General features: G+C 68.8%; 15 protein-coding genes. 5 read left to right on the top strand and 10 right to left on the bottom strand.

All coding sequences use genetic code 11. The features are described 5' to 3' along the window. Positions 1-85: 85 nt before the first annotated feature. The 4 genes from ACFOGJ_RS19705 to ACFOGJ_RS19690 all read right to left on the bottom strand — a co-directional run bounded on the left by ACFOGJ_RS19705 (position 86) and on the right by ACFOGJ_RS19690 (position 5,986). Positions 86-3,079, bottom strand: coding sequence for a hypothetical protein (locus ACFOGJ_RS19705; RefSeq protein WP_379903738.1), 2,994 nt, complete (start codon positions 3,077-3,079; stop codon positions 86-88). A gap of 47 nt (positions 3,080-3,126) precedes the next feature. Then, the gene (locus ACFOGJ_RS19700; protein ID WP_379903736.1) at positions 3,127-3,699 is read right to left on the bottom strand and encodes a hypothetical protein; all 573 of its coding nucleotides are present in this window, start codon (positions 3,697-3,699) and stop codon (positions 3,127-3,129) included. 137 nt (positions 3,700-3,836) lie between these two features. Next, the gene (locus ACFOGJ_RS19695) at positions 3,837-4,817 is read right to left on the bottom strand and encodes a DMT family transporter (RefSeq protein WP_379903734.1); all 981 of its coding nucleotides are present in this window, start codon (positions 4,815-4,817) and stop codon (positions 3,837-3,839) included. 140 nt (positions 4,818-4,957) lie between these two features. Continuing rightward, positions 4,958-5,986: an isopenicillin N synthase family dioxygenase gene (locus tag ACFOGJ_RS19690; RefSeq protein WP_379903732.1), complete on the bottom strand. Its 1,029-nt coding sequence runs from the start codon at positions 5,984-5,986 to the stop codon at positions 4,958-4,960. 291 nt (positions 5,987-6,277) lie between these two features. On the opposite strand from ACFOGJ_RS19690, the gene ACFOGJ_RS19685 reads away from it, so the two are divergent. Beyond that, complete coding sequence (locus ACFOGJ_RS19685) at positions 6,278-8,353, top strand: hydantoinase/oxoprolinase family protein (protein ID WP_379903730.1); 2,076 nt, start codon at positions 6,278-6,280, stop codon at positions 8,351-8,353. A gap of 88 nt (positions 8,354-8,441) precedes the next feature. Next, entirely contained in the window at positions 8,442-10,223 is a 1,782-nt protein-coding gene (locus ACFOGJ_RS19680) for a hydantoinase B/oxoprolinase family protein (RefSeq protein ID WP_379903728.1), read from the top strand. A gap of 26 nt (positions 10,224-10,249) precedes the next feature. Here ACFOGJ_RS19680 and ACFOGJ_RS19675 read toward each other — a convergent pair whose 3' ends face one another. From ACFOGJ_RS19675 to ACFOGJ_RS19650, 6 genes are all read right to left on the bottom strand, one after another. After that, a complete protein-coding gene (locus ACFOGJ_RS19675; RefSeq protein ID WP_379903726.1) occupies positions 10,250-10,975 on the bottom strand; it encodes a hypothetical protein in 726 nt (241 codons plus the stop codon). An 82-nt stretch (positions 10,976-11,057) separates the two neighbouring features. After that, positions 11,058-11,564 carry a hypothetical protein gene (locus ACFOGJ_RS19670; RefSeq protein WP_379903724.1) on the bottom strand — a complete coding sequence of 169 codons (507 nt, stop codon included), beginning with the start codon at positions 11,562-11,564 and terminating at the stop codon, positions 11,058-11,060. A 277-nt stretch (positions 11,565-11,841) separates the two neighbouring features. After that, the gene (locus ACFOGJ_RS19665) at positions 11,842-12,924 is read right to left on the bottom strand and encodes a branched-chain amino acid ABC transporter permease (protein WP_379903722.1); all 1,083 of its coding nucleotides are present in this window, start codon (positions 12,922-12,924) and stop codon (positions 11,842-11,844) included. A 9-nt stretch (positions 12,925-12,933) separates the two neighbouring features. Then, the gene (locus ACFOGJ_RS19660; protein ID WP_379903720.1) at positions 12,934-13,848 is read right to left on the bottom strand and encodes a branched-chain amino acid ABC transporter permease; all 915 of its coding nucleotides are present in this window, start codon (positions 13,846-13,848) and stop codon (positions 12,934-12,936) included. A 66-nt stretch (positions 13,849-13,914) separates the two neighbouring features. Then, positions 13,915-14,634, bottom strand: coding sequence for an ABC transporter ATP-binding protein (locus tag ACFOGJ_RS19655; protein ID WP_379903718.1), 720 nt, complete (start codon positions 14,632-14,634; stop codon positions 13,915-13,917). Between the two features lie 8 nt (positions 14,635-14,642). Continuing rightward, entirely contained in the window at positions 14,643-15,443 is an 801-nt protein-coding gene (locus ACFOGJ_RS19650) for an ABC transporter ATP-binding protein (protein ID WP_379903716.1), read from the bottom strand. Positions 15,444-16,039: 596 nt separating this feature from the next. On the opposite strand from ACFOGJ_RS19650, the gene ACFOGJ_RS19645 reads away from it, so the two are divergent. The 3 genes from ACFOGJ_RS19645 to ACFOGJ_RS19635 form a co-directional block, all read left to right on the top strand. Further along, positions 16,040-17,251 carry an ABC transporter substrate-binding protein gene (locus tag ACFOGJ_RS19645; RefSeq protein WP_379903714.1) on the top strand — a complete coding sequence of 404 codons (1,212 nt, stop codon included), beginning with the start codon at positions 16,040-16,042 and terminating at the stop codon, positions 17,249-17,251. A gap of 162 nt (positions 17,252-17,413) precedes the next feature. After that, positions 17,414-18,625 carry an ABC transporter substrate-binding protein gene (locus ACFOGJ_RS19640; RefSeq protein ID WP_379903712.1) on the top strand — a complete coding sequence of 404 codons (1,212 nt, stop codon included), beginning with the start codon at positions 17,414-17,416 and terminating at the stop codon, positions 18,623-18,625. A 174-nt stretch (positions 18,626-18,799) separates the two neighbouring features. Further along, the coding region (locus ACFOGJ_RS19635) for an ABC transporter substrate-binding protein (protein WP_379903710.1) at positions 18,800-19,982 on the top strand (1,183 nt) is incomplete at its 3' end.

Below are 19,982 nucleotides of genomic sequence, written 5' to 3'. Positions count from 1 at the left end.
CGGGCTGCTGTTGGCTGCCGTCTCTGTCGCCCCACGCCGGCGGCCGCGTCCGGCCCGAGGCGGCCGGTTCGATCTGGCGGCCGGCCTATCCCCCCGCCTGCAGTTCGGCCGAGCGGCGGGCGAATTCCTCCGCGCTCATGAAGCCCTCGTCGACCAGGATGCGCATCGCCTCGATCCGCTGCGCCACATAGGGATCCCCGTCCGCCTCCGGCGCCGCACCTGCGGGAGCGCCCTCCCCGGCCGCCGCGCCCTGCCCGGCGGATGAGTCATCCGCCACGGGCCGGCCGTCCTGTCCGGCGGCGCTGTCCTGCTGCGGCAAAGCCCTGTCCTCGCCAGCCGCGGCCACCGGCGCCCCGGCCGGATCGCCCGGCGTGGCGGCTGCGGGCAGGATGTCCGCCAGGCTGCGGGCCAGTTCCGCCTCATCGACGGGCTCGGCTTCCGGCGGCGCCCCGTCCGCCCGCGATGGCAGCGGCGGCGCGGCCGGGGCGGCCGGTTCCGGCGTCAGCGCCGGCGCGAGGCCGGGCACCGCGCCGGCGACGGGCGCGTCGTCGGCCTGGCCGGTCCCGGCACGGCCAAAGACCGCGTCCAGGTCTCCCGCATGGCCCGCATCCTCCGTCGACGCCGCTGCCCTTTCCGCCGTGCCGCCATCCGCCGGCCCCAGCTCGCCGCGCGGTTCCGCTGCGGGCTGCGCGTCTGCACCCGGCTCATCGGCGGCCGGCCCGTCGACAGGCTGCCGTTCCGGTTCCGCTTGCGGCGAAGGAACGCCGGCCGGTGCCGCCGCTCCGGGCAGCGGCTGCCCCCGGGGCGGTGCGGGCACGGCCACCTCCGCCGCCGATGGCAGGCCTGCCGGCGGAGGCAGGTCGTCGAACCCGGCCGCGGCCGCCAGGCCGGGAATGCCGGCCGCGGGCGGCAGCGCTGCATCCGGTGCAGAGGCGGCCGCCTGTGCCATTCCGGGCGGCCCCGATGCCGTGTCCAGGTGTGGCGGCCTGTCGGCATCCGGCATCGCCTGCTCCTGCCGCGAGGGCGCCGGCGCCGCTGCCGGCTGCGGCGCCTGCCCCGGAGGCTGCCCCAGAGGCTGCCCCGGAGGCTGCGCCGGCGCCGCCTCCGGCGCGCGGGGCTCGGCCGCGGCATGGCCCGCATCGCCGCTCTCCTGCCCGAAGGCGAAATCATCGGGCAGGATGCCGCCGCGCCATGAATTGCTGGCGTCGGCGCGGCTCAGGAGGGCATCGATGCGCGACTGGAAGCCGCCATCGACCGCCCCGGCACCGGGCCCCCGGGTGGGTCCGACGCTGCTGCCATGCGCGGTCGGCGCCTCGCCCTCCTCCTCCCCGGTGGCCAGGCTGTGCACGGTGCCGGTGACATTCTCCGACAGGCTCTGGTCCTCCCGGCGGCGCACGCTGTCGCCGCGGCTGCGCGGCGGTGCGGCGGCCGCTCGCAGGCGTCCGAGCCGTTCATCGGTGGTCGAGCGCACGGCGCCGTCGCCGGCCATTGCCGTCTGCTCCTCGTCATCGGCCAGCGGATTGCGGTCCATCGCCAGTCCGATCGACAGGGCCGAGACCTGGCCGGAGGCGAGACCGCGGAGCCGCGCAATCCGGCGGTCGATCTCCAGTTCCTCCTGCAGCTTCTGGCGCTCGGCCTCGGCCGCCAGTTGCTGGCGCGCGGCCTCGTCGTGGTGCATCTCCGGCAGGGCCTCGGCCGCGATGTCGTCCTGCGCCGCCGCGGCTGCACCTGCGGCGGCCGGCGGGGTCGCAGTCCCGCCGCCTGCGGAGGCGGCGTCCGCAAGCAACGGCGCCTCCCTCCGGTCGTCGCTGCGCGCGGCGGACGCAAAGGCAACCTCCTGCACAGGCACGTCCGCCGCAGCAGAAGCGCGGGCATCGGTCCATTGCCCGGCGGCCGGCGGCGGCGCCTCGCCCGACCTGCGCTGGGCATTTGCAATGATCGAACCTATTGCCGCAGCGCCGTCCCGTGGCGGCACGGCCGGCGCTGCCGCCGGCCGAGGCATGGGCTGCGCCCCCTCCCTGCGCCGCCGGCCGGAGCGCACGATGACCGGTTCCTCTTCCCCGGCCAGGGTCGCAGGCGCCTGGGCGGCGGGCGCGACCGTCTCCGGCCGGCTCGGTGGCGGCAGGGGAGACGGTGCCTCCGGGCGCTCGGCTGGCTCGGGATCCGGCCCAGGCTCAGGCGCGGCGGAAACCCGCTGCAGGGCACCGGCGACCGTGGCAGCGGCCAGCGCGGCCGCCCGCGCATCGGCATCGGCATCGCCCTGACCAGTGGCCGGGGCCGGCGCGGCGGTTCCGCCAGCCGGCGCCGCTGCCGCGGTGTCGGGCTGGAAGAAGCTCGGCAGTGCGGGAAGCGGCTCGCTGCCGGCGGCGGTCGACGCCGCGGCGCGGGCGCGGCGGCGCACCAGGACTGTCTCGTCCTCCTTGTCGGCGCTGTCGCCCGCCGGCACCCTGCCGCCGGCGGGCAGTCGCATGGTCCGATGGCCGTCCGGTGCGGCATGGCGGTGCCGGCCAGTGTCAGGCGGCGCGTCGGCCTGGCGCTGGCGTCCCTGCGGACCCAGGCTGAGGCGGGGGTCGACGCCCTGCAACTGCTCCACCAGCCGTTCCTCGTCGCGGGTCAGCCGGTTGCGATAGGTGATCCGAACGGCGGGCGAAACGGCGACATAGATCGCCGCCAGCCAGGTCAGCACCGCCAGCGCCTGCAGGATGTGGGTCTCCTGCAGGAAGCTCTCGTCCGCATGCATCGCGCTCATGCCGACATCGATCCCCTGCGCCTGGATCTCCAGCAGGATCCGGGGCACCGAGAAGCCGATCGCGAAGGCGACGTACAGCCAGGGAAAGATCCGGTGCCGGCTGAGGCCGGCGGCGCAGGTCAGGTAGCCGACGAAGGCGAACGCGATGTCCCAGACGCTGACGAACCGCACGAAGCTGCTGCTGGCGCGCCGCAGGAAGAACAGTCCCTCCATCACATGCATCAGGCCGCCGAGGGCGGCCAGGGCGGCGATCACGATGGCCGCCAGGATGAAGCCGTTCATCCCGTAGTCGGGATGCATGCGGGCGGTGCGCAGGTCTGCCTGGATCATCGGGTCCTTGCGAGGCTGGGCCGCATGCCGTGACCGGTCGGGGCCGGTCAGGGCAGGTCGGACTGCCGTGGCGGCGGCGGGACGACAAGGGAGCAGGTCGCCGAGGCGCCACCGCTGGCGGTATCGAGGCATTCGCGCAGCCGGGCCCGGTTGACGGCGATCAGTTCCTCGCCCCATTCCGCCCGCAGGAGCGCCCGTTCGTCGGCGACCTCGAGAATATGGCCGGCGGCCCCCTTCAGGCTGGTTGTGCCGAGGATTCCCGCCGCCGCCTTGGCGCGCCAGACGTCGGGCATGTGGGAAGCGCCGTAGAGGAAAAGCATCGGGGCAAAGACCAGCAGGAACACCCAGCCGACGACCTGCACCCAGAACGAGCCGCGGGCATTCAGCAGCCGGTGGGCGGTATCCTCCAGGCTGCGCGCGGTCCGGTCCAGGCGGTCCACGCTCTGCTCCAGCCGGACGACCGAGACCGGGGGCAGCCGCTCCGTCGCCTGGATCGGCGTGTCGCTGGACAGCATGCCGCCGCCGGCGGCCTGCAGTTCGCCCGGGCGATCCCGCTGCGCGCGGGGAACCGCGCCGCCGCCGCCCTGCCCGGGCTCATCGCCATGCACCGCTTCAGCCATGTTGGGTCCCGCTGGATACTGACCGGCGGGGCGCCGTCAACAGGACGCGCCCCGTCCGACCCGAACATTCGGCGGCGACGTTAGCATCCCGATGGCACGGCGGGTAGCACCTGCTTGGCCGCCAAGGGCGGCACCTCCTAGATGCCGCCTTTCCCGGGGGTCCCCTGACCCGGATCGCCGGCGGCGACCTGCGGCGCGCTCCGGGGACCGGTCATGGTAACCAGCAGCACGCCGGCGACCATCACCGCCAGGGCCAGCCAGACCGACCAGTCGACCAGGCTGCCGAAGAACAGCCAGGCCCAGAAGATCGCCGCCACCACGGCCAGGTAGTTGAACTGTGCGAAGAACACCGGCCCGGCAATGCGCACGATCTCGAAGAACAGGGTGATGGCGATGATGTTGACGAAAGCAGCGCCGAGGATCGCCCAATCGCCCTGAGAAAGAATGGTCCCTTCGGGCGCCGCGGACAGCGGCTGGTACCAGGTGCCGGTGGCCAGCATCACCACCGCCATGATCGCCGCCGTGGCCAGCAGGGCGCCGCTGGCCATGCCGCCGGGCGAGGTTTCCGGCGGCCGCAGTAGGGCCGCCGTCACATTGGTCATGGCGAAGCTGGTCGGCGCCAGCAGCGCCAGCAGGTACCAGCCGGCATGTTCGGGCGACGGCAGGGCGTTGCTGGGGCCGACGATGATCAGGATGCCGAGGAAACCCAGGACCACGCCCAGCACGCCGAGCCAGCGGAACCTGTCGAGCCGCGCGATGACGCTGAACAGGTAGGTCAGCGGCGGCGACAGCGCCAGCACCGTGGTCAGGACGCCGGGATCGACCTCCCCCGCCACGTTGGTCAGCAGGCAGATCGGGAAGGCGATGCCCAGGAAGCCGACCGCGACATAGGCCTTCAGATGTCCGAGGCGCCGCCCCGGCCCGCGACCGACGAGCAGGGTCAGCAGCAGCAGAACCACGCCGCCCAGCAGGGTCTGCCAGAAGACGTAGGCGAATTCCGGTACCGCGGCATCGCGCGCCATCTTGTTGAACTGGAAGACCAGGCCGTAGACCAGGGCCACCATAAGCAGCATGGCCAGCGGCAGCGCCCGCGAAGGCATGACCGGCGGCGCCGTCATCGCAGCCCCCGCCCGGCCGGGCGGAGCGCGCCCCGTAAATGGTTCAATCCGTTTCCCCCAAGTCGATACGGCCGCCGGTTCGCCGGCGGTCCGGACCCGCGGCGGCTGCCGCAGGCCGATATGGCCGCGCCCCCTCCGGTTCAGCCGCTGTAGTGGTAGGTCTGCGCGACCATCTCCTCGACATGCCCGCCGACGGTGGTGGGCTTGTAGCGCCACGGATTGCCCGGCCCGGCACAGCCCGGCAGCGGCCCCTCGACCGCCACGTCGTGGTTCAGGCCGAAGAACTGCACCAGCGAATAGCGGTCCACGCCGGACAGGTTGATCACCCGGTGCGCGGTCGACATGAACAGGTCGTTGGTCCAGAGCTGCATCAGGTCGCCCAGATTGACGGCAAAGGTGCCCGGAATCGGCGGCAGCAGCTGCCACTGTCCGTCCGGCGTGAGCATCTGCAGCCCCGGCACGCCGTTCTGCCAGACCGTGGTGAAGCACTCATAGTCGGTATGCGCGCCGATACCGATATTGGCGATGTCGAAATCCTCGCGCTGCGGCGGGTAGTAGCAGACCCGCAGCCGCGACAGCGGCTTGGTGAAACGGCTGGTGAAGAAGCCGGCCTCCAGGTCCAGCGCCAGTTCGAAGGCGCGGCAGATGGTGCGGCCGAGCTCCAGCTGGCAGTCGAAATAGGTCCCCAGCGCCCAGCGGAAGTCCGGCGGTTCCGTCGGCCAGTTGTTCGGACCGTAGAAGCGGACCCCCTTCAGCAGGTCGGGATCGTCCGCCGGCAGGTCGTGCGCCATCTCGATCGCCTCGGACTCGTCCTCCCCCTTCAGGGAATGGTCGGCATTGATCCCCTTCACCGGCACGTAGCCGCGGTGGTTGGGCGAGTCCAGGTAGTGGCACTTCATCTTCTGCTCCACCGGCAGGGCGAAGAAGCGCTGCATGGCGGCGTAGGCGCGGTCGACCACCGCCTCCGGGAACTGGTGGTTGGCGATATAGAAATAGCCCTTCTCGATGCAGGCCTTGCGCAGTTCGGCCGCCGCCTTGCGCTGCTCCGCCTCGCCGGGGCTGTAGAAGGCGCCGAAGTCGATCACCGGAACCTCCGACGGTTCCAGCGCGCGGACTTCGCGCTCGTGAATTCCCTTGCGGACCTGGAAGGCGGTGGTCGGGGCAGACATGGCGGCTCTCCTGCCTGGACGGGGATGGCGGCCAGCCACGGCACGCGGGGCCGGCAGCATGGCATCACGGAACCGTCGCAGGGTAAGGCCGGTCGCGCCGCGGCGCTTGGACAAATGCGCCCTAAACAGAGGAATGGCACGTCGCTGCCGGCGGGCCGGATTGATCGGCCGCAGAGCGCGACCCTAATCTCGCTGCGAAGCCGGGGCCAGTTGGCGCGCCGGCCGCAGCCCGCCTGCGGCAACGGATCGTGCGCGCAGCCCCTCCCGCAGGAATCAGGGGACCAGGACGACATGCGCTTTGCCGTCGATACCGGAGGAACATTCACCGACCTCGTCGTCGAGGACGATGCCGGCGAACTTCACATGTTCAAGGCCTCGACGACGCCGCAGGACCCGATCCGCGGCGTGATCGACAGCCTGCAGGCCGCCGCCGACGGCTTCGGCACCTCGCTGGCGGATCTGCTGGGCCGCGGCTCGATGCTGATCCATGGCACCACCCATGCGATCAACGCCATCATCACCGGCAATACCGCGCGCACCGCCTTCCTCACCACCGCGGGCCATCCCGACGTGCTGGTGCTGCGCGAGGGTGGCCGGACGGAGCCGTTCAACTACACCGTCGCCTATCCGGAGCCCTATATCCCGCGCTCCCTGACCTGGGAGGTGCCGGAGCGGCTGCTGTCGGACGGCAAGGTCTATGCCGCGCTGGACGAGGATGCGGTGCGCGCCAGCCTGAAGGAGATGGCCGGCCAGGGCGTGGAGGCGATCGCCGTCTGCCTGATCTGGTCGATCGTCAACCCGGCGCACGAGCTGCGGGTGGGCGAGCTGATCGAGGAGGCGCTGCCCGGCATCCCCTACACCCTCTCCCACCGGCTGAACCCGTCGCTGCGTGAATACCGGCGCGCCTCCTCCGCCGCGCTCGATGCGTCGCTGAAGCCGCTGATGGGCGCCTATATGCGCAACCTGACCGGCCGGCTGAAGGAGGCGGGCTTCTCGGGCCGCACCCTGGTCGTCACCTCGCAGGCCGGCGTGATCGATGCCGACCATGCGGCGGAGGCGCCGATCCACCTGATCAATTCCGGCCCGTCGCTCGCGCCGGTCGCCGGCCGCTATTTCGCGCGGGTCGACGAGAAGGCGGATACCGCGGTGATCGCCGATACCGGCGGCACCACCTACGATGTCAGCCTGGTGCGCAAGGGCTCCATCCCCTGGACCCGGGAGACCTGGATCGGCACCCCCTATCGCGGCCACATGACCGGCTTCCCCTCCGTCGATGTGAAGAGCATCGGCGCCGGCGGCGGCTCCATCGCCTGGGTGGATGAGGGCGGCCTGCTGCATGTCGGGCCGCAGAGCGCCGGCGCGATGCCCGGCCCGGTCTGCTATGGCCGCGGCGGCGAGAAGCCGACCCTGACCGACGCCAGCCTGGTGCTGGGCTATATCGATCCGGGCTTCTTCCTCGGCGGCACCATGAAGCTGGAGACCGAGAAGGCCCGCGCCGCGATCGACCGCGACGTCGCCGCGCCGCTCGGCATGTCGGTGGAGGAGGCCGCCGCCGCCATCGTCGAGGTGGCGACGGAGAACATGGTACAGGCGATCAATGACATCACCGTCGCGCAGGGCATCGATCCGGCCGAGGGTACCCTGATCGGCGGCGGCGGCGCCGCCGGCCTGAATTCGGTGCTGATCGCCCGCCGCCTGGGCTGCCCCAGCCTGGTGATCCCGGAGGTCGGTGCCGGCCTGTCGGCCGCCGGCGCGCTGATGTCGGACCTGTCGAACCAGTACGCCAAGGCGAAGTTCGCCCATACCGGCGCCTTCGACACCGACGGCGTGAATGCGGTGCTGGCCGACCTCGCCGCCCAGGCGAAGGCCTTCATCGACGGCCCCGGCAAGGGCTCCATCGAGCAGCACATCACCTATGTCGCGGAGGCGCGCTATCCGCATCAGGTCTGGGAGATCGAGGTGCCGCTGCGCAAGGACCGCTTCGAGGGCGAGGCCGATATCCGCGCCCTGGTCGCGGACTTCCATGCCCAGCACGAGGAGATCTTCGCGATCAGCGACCCGGACGCCGAGGTCGAGGTGATCGGCTGGACCGCCGTCGTGCGCTGCAAGATCCGGCCGCAGGAAGGCGGCAGCCTGAAGCATGACGAGGCCGCCGTGGCGCTGCCCGACACCCATGACCGGGAGGTCTTCTTCCCCGACACCGGCAAGGTGAAGGCGAAGGTGCGCCGCTTCGACGACCTGAAGCCCGGCGAGAGCGTGGCCGGCCCGGCGATCATCGAATCCTCCTTCACCACGGTGGTGGTCAATCCCGGTGCCACCGCTGTGCGCCGCCCCTCCGGCAGCCTGTCGATCGACCCCTTTCACTGATCGGGGCCACTGATCGGACGCCGGAATTGCCCTACAATGGACGCCAGCGGTCCCGGACCGCGGCACATCTGAGCCTGGAGACGAAGCCATGACCGCGCAGAAGGATACCGACGGCGCCAAGCTGGCCATCATGAGCAACCGCCTGGAGGGAATCAGCCGCAAGATGGCGAACACCCTGCTGCGGACCGGACGGTCCGGGGTGCTGAACCTCGCCCGCGACTTCTCCTGCTGCATCGTGACCGCCGACCACCAGCTGCTGGCCAGCGCGGAGAGCCTGCCGATCCACGTGCTGTCCGGCCCGGACATGATGGCCCGGTCGATGGTGCAGTTCCACCCGAAGCTGAAGCGCGGCGACGCCTTCCTGCACAACTCGCCCTATCACGGCTGCTCGCACCCCGCCGACCATACCCTGCTGGTGCCGGTGATGGACGACGCGGGCCGCCACCGCTTCACCGTGCTGGCGAAGGCGCATCAGGCCGATTGCGGCAATTCGCAGCCGACCACCTATCTGGGCTCCGCCAAGGACATCTACGAAGAAGGCGCGCTGATCTTCCCCGCGGTGAAGATCCAGGACGACTACAGGAACATCGACGACATCATCCGCATGTGCCGGATGCGCATCCGGGTGCCGGAGCAGTGGTGGGGCGACTATCTCGCCATGGTCGGCGCCGCCCGCATCGGCGAGCGCGAGCTGATGGCGCTGGCGGCCGAGGTCGGCTGGGACGCGCTGGAGGCCCATACAAAGGCGTGGTTCGACTATTCCGAGGAACGGATGGTCAAGGCGCTGAAGCAGATCCCCTCCGGCACCGCGGAATGGACCTCCACCCACGACCACTTCCCCGGCACGCCGGAGACCGGCATCCCGGTCAACGTGAAGGTCCAGGTGGATGCCGAAGCCGGCCGGATCGAGGTCGACATGACCGACAATCTGGACAACCTGCCCTGCGGCCTGAACCTGTCGGAGGCCTGCGCGCGCACCTCCGCCATGGTCGGCATCTACAATTCCATCGACCATACCGTGCCGAAGAATGCCGGCGCGCATCGCCGCATCTCCATCAAGCTGCGCGAGGGCTGCGTCGTCGGCATCCCGAAGCATCCCTATTCCTGCTCGGTGGCGACGACCAACCTGGCCGACCGGGTCGCCAATTCGGTGCAGGCGGCAATGGCGGAGCTGCGCGACGGCATCGGCCTGGCGGAATGCGGCGCGATCATCCCGCCGTCCTGCGGCGTGATCTCGGGCAAGGACCCGAAGGACGGCTCCGCCTATGTGAACCAGGTCTTCCTGGGCTTCACCGGCGGCGCCGGCGGGCCGACCCAGGATGCCTGGCTGACCCTGGGCCATGTCGGCAATGCCGGGCTGTGCTACCAGGACAGCGTCGAGCTGGACGAGCAGCGCCACCCGATCATGATCTACCGCCGCGAGATGATGGCCGATTCCGAGGGCGCCGGCCGCACCAAGGGGGCCGCCCGCGCCTATGTCGAATATGGCCCGTTCGGCGGCGGCACCCTGGAGATCGGCTATGTCTCCGACGGAGCGACCAATGCCGCCAAGGGCACCCGCGGCGGCGGCACCGGCGGCCCGGCCGAACAGTACAGGGCGAAGGCGGACGGCAGCCGCGAGCCGCTGCCCGGCTGCGCCCAGGTGGTGCTGCAGCCTGACGAGCGGATGATCTCGATCTCCTGTGGCGGCGGCGGCTACGGCCCGCCGCACGAGCGCGCGCCGGAGAAGGTGCTGCACGACGTTCGGGAGAAGTGGATCAGCCGGGAGCGCGCCCGCGACATCTACCTGGTGGCGATCACCCACGACCTGAAGGTCGACCAGGCCGCCACCGCCGAACTGCGGGCCAAGGTGGCGCAGGCGGCGGAATAGGCGGTGTCGGCGGCCGCAGGCGGCCCTCAGACTGGAACCGCGGAACAGTCTGGGGGGCGCCGGCCGCGCCAGTGGGCCACCAGCAGGACGAAGGGCCAAACCAGCGGGAACAGGACCGCACTGGCGAAGACGGACAAGGTCACAGCCTGAAGGACCAGCTTGCCGTCCCACAACCGACCGGCATCAATTGCCGCGCCGAACCCGATCCCGACGGCAACCAGATAGCTGAGCGCCAGGGCGGGCGCGATGGAACCGAGGCGTGTCCAGGACCGGTGGCGCGCCGCGGCATGCAGGACGCAGCGGCAGATCGCGACGATGGTCAACGCGGCAAATGACAGAGGCGGCGAGATCAGCAACGCCGCGGCCGTCCGGTGGCCCAGCGGCGCAACCGGCAGGTCCAGTGCAGCGGGGTCCAGCCCGACCGGACTGTCGATGGCGTCCGGCCCGAACGGCAGCACGATCAGCGGCAAGGTGTAGAGGCAGGGAATGCCGGCGACCAGGACCCAGAATGCCAGTTCGCGCCGGCCCGGCCCGGAAGACCCTTCGCCGGGCCACCCGGTCAGCCGGGCGGAGAGCAGCGCCAGGCCGTAGAACAGCACGAATACCGGCGGCGCCAGCAATGGCAGGGCCAGGGGCAGCTCGCCCAGCAGGCAGGCGAACATGCCGATGCCCGGCTCGATGGCGCACAGGATGAGGACGGGCAGCAGCCAGGCCGCCAGCAGGATCCGGCCGGCATGATCGCCGAACCGCATCCCGCGCCGCAGCGATTGCGCCGCCTCGCCGCCCGCGTGTCCCCTACCGCATGTGTGGATGCTCCCGGTCACCGGCCCGCCCTCACTGCCAGGGCTTCTCGCGATAGGCGCGATCGACCGCTTCGCCAAAGGGGCTGACGGTCTCCTTGCCGGCGAAATTGTAGATCGATCCGACTTTCGCCGGATCAGGGTCCGGAATGCGCTCCAGGATGCGCCGGACCAGCATGGCACCGGCGCGGATATTGGCGTCCGGGTCGAGGCCGTTGCGAAAATCCAGTCCGAGACTGTTCCAGGTCCGAGGCTTGATATTCATCGGAAGCAGCGACGGATCCCCCAGCTTGTCCCTCACCCATTCCAGGCTGTCGTCGACGAAATCCAGACCGTCGGAAACCAGCGGCACGTCCCCCAGCCAATCAGGCAGCAGGTCAAGGCGCCAATCGCCTTCATGGATCCGCTCCGCAAAGTCCGAATCCATCGCCTCCTGGACACCGTCGGCCGGCCAGCCATAGCTGGCGCCATGGGCGTTCTCCGCGTAGATCAACGCACGAAGCATGTCAGGGTCGATACCCTCATGCTGTGCCCATCTCACGACAAGCCCTCATGCGCGGGGCCTGTTGCCACGGCTGCGAACGATATCTGGCAAGCGCATTCTGCCATCCTTCCAGCCCGATCGAACATAATGTTTATGTTATGTTCTCTTTTCTGTCAAGAGGCGTCACAATCCCTGATTGCCGTCCGCGGCTGTTCACTGTGGCGCCCTGCCGCGAGGCCCTGGCCGGCCCGGCATCGGCCGCAGCCGGCGGCAAAGAAAAAGCCCCGGCCGTCACCCGGCCGGGGCTTTTTGCGATGCGCTGCGTCGGCAGCGGCTATGAGGCGCGGGTCATCGCGGATGTGGCCGCGCCGGTCTTCGACTTGAACGGCCAGTAGATCTCCCGGTTCATGGTCAGGCCGCCGGAGCGGAAGATCAGGATCAGCAGCATGATCACGCCCAGCGCGATCTCCTGCACGCCGGACGGCAGGGCATATTCCACCTCGCCGATATCGACACCTTTCTCCGCCTGGCGCAGCACCTCGATCACGAAGGTGATCACCACCACCCCCATCACCGCGCCGGAGAGGCTGTTGATACCGCCGACCACCAGCATCGACAGGGCGACGAAGGTCATCGCCAGGTAGAAGTTGTTCGGCGTGATGGTGCCCAGGTAGTGCGCGTAGAGGACGCCGGCGATGCCGCAGAAGAAGCCCGAGATGGTGAAGGCGATCAGCCGCGACCGGAAGATGTTCACGCCGGCCGCCTTCGCCGCGACCTCGTTCTCGCGGCTGGCCTTCAATGACAGCCCGAACCGCGATCGCTGGAACCACCAGGCGGCGATCATCGTCACCACCACCCAGGCCAGGGCGACCCAGATGTCGACATAGCGCGGGATGCGGGCGATCGAGCCGGCGCCGCCGGTCACATTGTCCCAGTTCAGGTAGACGGTCTGGACAATGGCGAGGAAGGCGAAGGTCGCGATGGATGCGGCGATGCCGGACAATCGCATCAGGGCGATTCCGATGACCAGGGCGACGACCGCCGACAGCAATCCCCCCGCCATCGCCGCCGTGGCGATGTCGTAGGTCTCGAAGCGGATGAAGTCGGGCAGGCCGGTCAGGTTCAGGCTCTTCAGCCGTTCGTTCGCCGTCAGCATCGCCGTGCCGTAGGCGCCGATGCAGACGAAGCCGATATGGCCGAACGAGATGACGCCGGAATTGCCGATGAAGATGTAGATCCCGACGACCAGGACGATACGGATCAGGGCTTCCGTGACCGTCCGCTCCAGCGAGCGGTAGCCGAACACGTCCTTCGCCGTGAAATCCACCACCAGGCAGATCACCAGGAGCATCAGGGTCAGGAGGATGAGCGGCCAGGAACGCTCGATGAATTCGCTCAGGAAGTTTCTCTGCTGCATGGGCTTCATCTAGACGCGCTCCACCACGGCCTTGACCTTCACCAGTCCCGAGGGCCGGAACAGGAGGATGATGATGATGGCGAGGAAAACGAACGCGTCGCGGAAGGCGCGCAGATCCTCCGGCAGCAAGACCTGCAGGGCGACGCTGAGGATGCCGACGGCATAGCCGCCCACCACCGCACCGACCAGGCTGCCCATGCCGCCGACCACCGTCGCCACGAAGGCGAAGAGCATCAGCGGCACGCCCATATCGACGGCGACGATGCCGCGCTGGGTCAGGAACAGAAGCGAGACCACGGCCGCCAGGAAGCCGGAAAGGCCGAACGCCAGGGCGATGACCCGGTTCGCCTTGACGCCCAGCAGGCGCGCCATGCGGAAATCCTCCGCTGCGGCCCGCATCTGCACGCCATAGGCGGTGTAGCGCAGGAAGCCGACCAGGGTGACCAGCAGGATGATCGTCACCGCAATCGTGATCAGCTGCAGCAGCGGCACCCGCAGGCCGACGAACTCCACCACCTGGGTCAGCTCCGGCCAGAGCCCGAAGGCCTTCGGCCGGCCGCTGTAGAACAGCAGCAGGGTGTACTGGATGACGAAACCGAGCGCGAAGGAGGCGATCATCAATGTGGCGGCGGAGGCCGCCCGCAACGGTCGGAAGACGATCAGCTCCGACAGCAGCGCCAGGATCACCACGACGGCGGTGACGGCGATGATCAGCAGCGGCCAGGGCAGCGCCCCCAGCATCTCCTGCGCCATCACCTGGGTGGACGGGATGATGAGCGAATAGGCGCCGACCGTGATGTAGTCGCCGTGCGCGAAGTTGATCAGGCGCAGGACGCCGAAGATCAGGCCGATACCCAGGGCGGCGAGCGCATAGAGGCTGCCGAGCGCCAGGGCATCGATCAGGTTCTGGCCGAAGGCAATCACCGTGCAGATGCTCCTTGCTGGCTGGCGGGAAGGATGGCGGGGGGCCGGGCTGCCGGGCGACCGGGCCTATGCGGCATGATCGTCGAACCCGAAATAGGCGCGCTCCACATCTTCCGCCGAGAGGTCGGCGGTGCGGCCCTCCAGCTGCACGGAGCCGCTGCGCAGGACATAGAGGCGGTCCGCATTCTCCAGCGCCCGCTTCGTGCTCTGCTCGACGATCAGGAGGGTCATCCCCTCCTCCTTCCGGAGGCGGTCCAGGATGTCGTAGACATGGTCGACGATCTTCGGCGCCAGGCCCAGGGACGGTTCGTCGACGGTGATCAGCTTCGGCCGGGTCAGCAGCGCGCGGCCGATCACCAGCATCTGCTGCTCGCCGCCGGACAGCTTGCCGGCAGGCTGCTTGATGCGTTCCTTCAGCCGCGGGAAATATTCCAGCACCAGGTCGATATCGGCCTCGACACCGCTGCGGTCCTGCCGCATCGCGGTGCCGATCTTCAGGTTCTCCTCGACCGTCAGCAGGGCGAAGACATGGCGCCCCTCCGGCACGTGGGAGATGCCCATCCGCGCGATCTTTTCCGGATTGACGCCGGTGATGTCGCCGCCCTGGTACTGCACTTTGCCTTCCGCCGGCGACAGCACGCCGGACAGGGTCAGCAGGGTGGTGGTCTTGCCGGCGCCATTGGGTCCGACGATGCAGACGGACTCGCCCTCGGCAACGTCGATGCTCACCCCGCGCACGGCCGTCAGCTGGCCGTAGCGCACGGTGATGTTGTCGATCTTCAGCATGATCCGGATCAGGCCTCCGCCGTGCTGCCCAGATAGGCCTTGATGACCTCGGGATGGGCCATGATCTCCTTCGGCGTGCCGTAGGTGATGGTCTTGCCGATATCCAACACCTGCACCCGGTGGCAGACGCCCATGACCACCCGCATGTTGTGTTCTATCAGCAGCACCCCGCAGCCGAAGCGATCGGGAATCTCCGCGATGAGATGCATGATCTCGTCGCATTCGTGGTCGGACATGCCCGCCGCCGGCTCGTCCAGCAGCACGTAACGCGGGTTCATCGCCAGCGCACGGGCGATGCCGACCCGGCGCTCGTCGGTATAGGGCAGCACGCCGGCGGGGACATGCGCCTTGTCGGCCAGGCCGATCCACTCGAGGATCTCCATCGCATGGGCATGGCCCTTCGCGCGGGAGATCCCCTGGTTCACCGCGGCGACCTCGACATTCTCGCTGACCGGCATGTTCAGGAACAGGCGGCCGGCCTGGAAGGTGCGGGCGACGCCGCTGCGCCGCAGGTGGTGGGGCGACCAGTCGGTGACATCCTCGCCATCCAGATAGACGCGCCCCTTGGTCGGCGGCTGGAAGCCCGTCAGCACGTTCACCAGGGTGGTCTTGCCGGCGCCGTTCGGCCCGATCAGCCCGAGGATCTCCTTCCGGCCGACCTCGACATCCACGTCCTTGATGGCCGCCAGGCCCTGGAAGAAGACGTCGATCTCGAACCCGCCCAGGCAGTTCTCCCGGTCGTGGACCGCGACCGACGGGCTTGCCGTAACCGCGGGGTCCGTGCCCTCTAGGGCTGTCGCCTCTGCCATAAGCTACTCCGTTGCTGCCCCAATGCCCTGCGGCGCGTCACCCGCCGTGCCGCGCCGCCCGACGCAGCCGTCGAACCGGCGAACGCGGCCTGCCGCCTGGCACATGCCCGACCCGTGGCCGATGCCCGCCAAGGACACCGCCCCCAGAGCGACAGTATGACTGCCGCCAATGGTCCGCATGATGGCAATGCCTCCCGCCGGCCCCGCGTTTCGCAGTTGCGAAAGCGCAAGACCGCTTCCGCACCGCGCCTGCCCTGGCGGCCGCGTCCAAATCCGCGCCTCTTTGATTTCCGGCCGAAGCGGCCCGTTGCTGCGCTTGCGAATTGGAGCAGTTACACTAGCGAGATCGGTGCCGGCCTGCCAAGTCGAATTATGCACGCCTGATGACATCCCTCCGCGGCAAGCACAGCGGAGGCGCGGGTTTTGCCGCCTCGCATACCCCCGTCGTCCTTTACTGTTCGGCTATCTCCTCAAATTCGGGCGCATTTCTCCGACTCTCGCCGCCTGCCGCGGGGGGCACCGTGTTGCTGTGCCAATTCGATTGCGACAAGAATCGTCGGCCACCTCAGTCTGTACCTCGAGTTGGAGAGTAACTTATGCGTTATGCAACCATCCCGGCGGTCGCGCTCACGGCGTTGATGACCGCCTCAACCGGGGCCGCCTGGGCGGCCAACGACACCGATGACGAGATTATCGTCGGTTTCGCAACTGCGAAATCCGGCGTGCTGCAGGCCTATGACCAGCCGGCGGAACGGTCGGCGAAGATCGCCATCGAGGAGATCAACCAGTCCGGCGGGCTGCTGGGCAAGCAGATCCAGATCCTCGATGCCGACACCAAGTCCGACCGCAACGAAGGCGTGAAGGCCGGCCAGGCCGTCGTCGACGAGGGCGCCGACATCGTCGTGGCGACCTGCGACTACGACTATGGCGCACCGGCGGCCAGCGTCGCCCAGGAAGAGGGCCTGATCTCCTTCTTCCTCTGCGCGGAGGACGTGAAGGCCGGCATCGAGGGCATCGGCCCCTACGCCTTCTCGCCGTCGATCCTGGCGGCGGTGCAGGGCGCCACCATGGCCGAGTGGGGCGCCAAGGAGCGCGGCATCAAGACCGGCTACGTGCTGGTCGATACCTCGATCGACTACAACAAGAGCGTCTGCTACGGCTTCGACTGGATGTTCCCCAAGGTCGGCGGCGAGATCATCGGCCGCGACACCTTCCGGAACGACGATCCGTCGATCGCCACGCAGGTCACCCGCATCAAGAACCTGCCGCAGCCGCCCGACGTGATCATGCTCTGCTCCCACAATCCGGGCGGAGCGGCCGCGATCAAGCAGATCCGCGCCGCCGGCATCGACGTGCCGATCTATGGCGGCAGCACCAATGACGGCAATTACTGGCTCGACGCCGTCGGCGGCGAGCTCAGCAATTTCGCGGTTCCGGTGCAGGGCTCGATCTACGGCGACGACCCGAACCCGAAGGTCGAGGAATTCAACAAGAAGTTCGAGGCCAAGTACGGCGTGCGCCCGTCCAGCCAGTATGCCTATCCCGGCTATGTGCTGATCGAGGTCTGGGCCAAGGCGGTGGAACGCGCCGGCACGACGGAGACCGAGGCGGTCGTGGCGGAGCTGGAGAAGATGCGCGAGGAGCCGACCCTGGTCGGGCCGCGCACCTTCACCGATGAGCTGCACCACCAGAACATCGGCCGCTACCTGATCGCGGAAGTGACCGGCGGCGACTGGAAGATCGTCGACGAGTGGACGATCAGCGAGCCGGTGCCGATGGAGATCCTGTTCTCCGGCGTGCAGAACTGACGGCAGACCGGCCGGCAGGGACACCTCGGTCCCTGCCGCCCGGCCCTCTGCCCCGCCATTCGCGTTCGTTTTGTAGGTGTCCCTGCCGGCGGGTGGCCGGTGCCTGCGGTCGACGGCGCACGGAACCGGTGCCGAAGCCGCCAAGCAGACGAGGCTTCGAAGATGGGTAGAGGGAAGACATGGACGGCAGCGCTGGCGCTCGCCGTCGCCGTGGGGCTGCCCGCCGGCGCCTGGGCCGGCAACGACACCGACGACGACATCATCGTGGGTTTCGCCACCGGCAAGTCCGGCATCCTGCAGGCCTACGACCAGCCGGCGGAGCATGCGGCGAAGATCCGCATCGAGGAGATCAACGCCGCCGGCGGCCTGCTGGGCAAGCAGATCCAGATCGTCGATTCCGACACCAAGTCCGACCGCAACGAAGGCGTGAAGGCCGGCCAGGCCGTGGTGGACGAGGGCGCGGACATCGTCGTCGTGACCTGCGACTACGACTATGGCGCACCTGCGGCCGGAGTCGCCCAAGACGAGGGCCTGATCTCCTTCTTCCTCTGCGCCGAGGATGTGAAGGCCGGCATCGAGGGGATCGGCCCCTATTCCTTCTCCGCCTCCGTCCTGGCCGCGGTGCAGGGCGCCACGATGGCGGAATGGGCCTACAACAAGCGCGACGTGAAGACCGGCTACGTGCTGGTGGATACCTCGGTGGAGTATTCCAAGTCGGTCTGCTACGGCTTCGAATGGATGTTCCCGAAGGTCGGCGGCAAGATCGTCGGCAAGGACGGCTTCCAGAACGCCGACCCGTCCATCGCCTCGCAGATCACCCGCATCAAGTCGCTGCCCGAAGTGCCGGACGCGATCATGCTCTGCACCTACAATCCCGGCGGCGCCAGCGCCGTTAAGCAGCTGCGGGCCGCCGGCATCGACAGCCTGATCCTGAACGGCAGCTCGCTCGACGGCAGCTACTGGCTGGCCGCGGTGCCCGGCCTCTCCGACTTCGTGGTGCCGGTGCAGGGCTCGATCTACGGCGACGACCCCGACCCGAAGGTCGAGGCATTCAACAAGAAGTTCGAGGCCAAGTACGGCGCCCGCCCCGGCAGCCAGTACGCCTATCCCGGCTATGTGCTGATCGACGTCTGGGCGAAGGCGGTGGAGCGCGCCGGCACGACGGAGACCGAGGCCGTGGTCGCGGAACTGGAGAAGATGCGCGAAGAGCCGACCCTGTTCGGGCCGCGCACCTTCACCGACAAGCTGCACCACCAGAACATCACCACCTACAAGATCGTCGAGGCGACCGACGGCAAGTTCGGCTATGTCGACGAATGGACGATCAGCGAGCCGGTGCCGATGGAGATCCTGTTCGGCGGCGTGCAGAACTGAAAAAACCGGATGTCGGCCGGTCTGGCACCGGTTTCCTGCGGGTTTGAACGATATTCCCTCGGTGAATTCGGGCAACCCGTTGCAAGCGGTTGCAGTTCGGCCGACAATCCGGAAAAAATCAAAGCCAGGGACGTCATCAACCGAGCGCCCCACAAATACAGGAGAGGCATTGAGATGAAGCGTTTTCCCACCTGGGCATCCGCGGCCGCCATGATGGCGGCCGTGGCCCTGCCGGCGGGTACGGCTGCAGCCGACGATGACGAGATCATCGTGGGCTTCGCGATCGCGGAGTCCGGCTGGATGCAGGCCTACGACCAGCCGTCCACCCGCGCCGCGCTCGTCCGCGTCGATGAGATCAACGAGGCCGGCGGCCTGCTGGGCAAGCCGATCCAGGTCGTCATGGCGGACACCAAGACCGACCGCAACGAAGGCGTGAAGGCCGGCCAGGAAGTCGTCGACGAGGGCGCTGACATGGTCGTCGTCTCCTGCGACTACGACTTCGGCGCGCCGGCGGCGAACGTGGCCCAGGATGCCGAGCTGATCTCCTTCTTCCTCTGTGCCGAGGACGTGAAGGCGGGCATCGAAGGCGTCGGCCCCTATTCCTTCTCCGCCTCCGTGCTGGCGGCGGTGCAGGGCGCCACGATGGCGGAATGGTCGATCAACGAGCGCAAGGCCAAGACCGGCTACGTCCTGCTCGACACCTCCATCGAGTACAACAAGGGCATCTGCTACGGCTTCGACTGGATGTTCCCGAAGGCGGGCGGCGAGATCGTCGGCCGCGACACCTTCAAGAACGACGACCCGTCGATCGCCTCGCAGATCACCCGCATCAAGTCGCTGGCGAGCCCGCCCGACGTGATCATGCTCTGCAGCTACAATCCCGGTGGCGCCAGCGCCGCCAAGCAGCTGCGCGCCGCCGGCATCGAGAGCCTGATCGTCAACGGCTCCTCCCTCGACGGCAGCTACTGGCTGGATGCCGTCCCGGACCTGTCCGGCTTCGTGGTGCCGGTGCAGGGCTCGATCTACGGCGACGACCCCGACCCGAATGTCGAAATCTTCAACAAGAAGTACGAGGCGAAGTGGGGCGAGCGCCCGTCCAGCCAGTATGCCTATCCCGGCTATGTCATGATCGACGTCTGGGCGAAGGCGGTGGAGCGTGCCGGCACCACCGAGACCGAGGCGGTCGTGGCGGAGCTGGAGAAGATGAACAACGAGCCGACCCTGTTCGGCCCGCGCACCTTCACCGACAAGCTGCACCACCAGAACCAGGCCACCTACAAGCTGGTGGAGGCCACCGACGGCAAGTTCGCCTATATCGGCGAATGGACGATCAGCGAGCCGGTGCCGATGGAGATCC

The organism is Marinibaculum pumilum (assembly GCF_042646425.1).
GTDB lineage: Bacteria > Pseudomonadota > Alphaproteobacteria > Ferrovibrionales > Ferrovibrionaceae > Marinibaculum > Marinibaculum pumilum.
This window is presented reverse-complemented; position numbering and strand designations above follow the sequence as displayed.